Source organism: Dietzia massiliensis, from assembly GCF_018390595.1.
Classification (GTDB): domain Bacteria; phylum Actinomycetota; class Actinomycetes; order Mycobacteriales; family Mycobacteriaceae; genus Dietzia; species Dietzia massiliensis.
In genome coordinates this window covers 1-403 of record NZ_JAHBAV010000255.1, presented here as the reverse complement: position 1 = coordinate 403, position 403 = coordinate 1, and the positions used below count along the sequence as shown (strand labels likewise).

The window sequence follows — 403 nt, the reverse complement described above, 5'->3', positions numbered from 1 at the left end:
CCATATATATCTTCAATCGTAGATGAAATATCTCTTTGAGACATACCTCTTGCATACATAGCTAATACTTTTTCTTCTATGGCTGAAACATCCTTTTTTCTTTTAGGTATAAGAACTGGTTCAAATGAAGCATCTCTATCTCTAGGTGATTCTATTTCTATTTCTCCCTGAGATGTTTTTAATGTTTTTTTAGTATAGCCATTTCTTCTATTTTCATTTTTTTTAGGTCCTTTATCATTAGAACTATAGCCAAGATGATTATTCATCTCTCCCTGAAGCATCGATTCAAAAAGAGGACCAAATAAATCTTTAAGCGCATTATTCATATCTTCTACAGATTCGGGATTATAAGTTTCCAGGATAGCTTGTGCTAAAGCAACTTTTTTTGGATTACGTTTTATTC

At 31.5% G+C, this 403-nt stretch carries 1 protein-coding gene; it reads right to left on the bottom strand.

The window, feature by feature from the left end:
* Nucleotides 1-401: transposase (locus tag KHA85_RS20490; RefSeq protein ID WP_498039913.1), on the bottom strand; the 401-nt coding region annotated here is incomplete at its 3' end.
* Nucleotides 402-403: the final 2 nt, after the last annotated feature.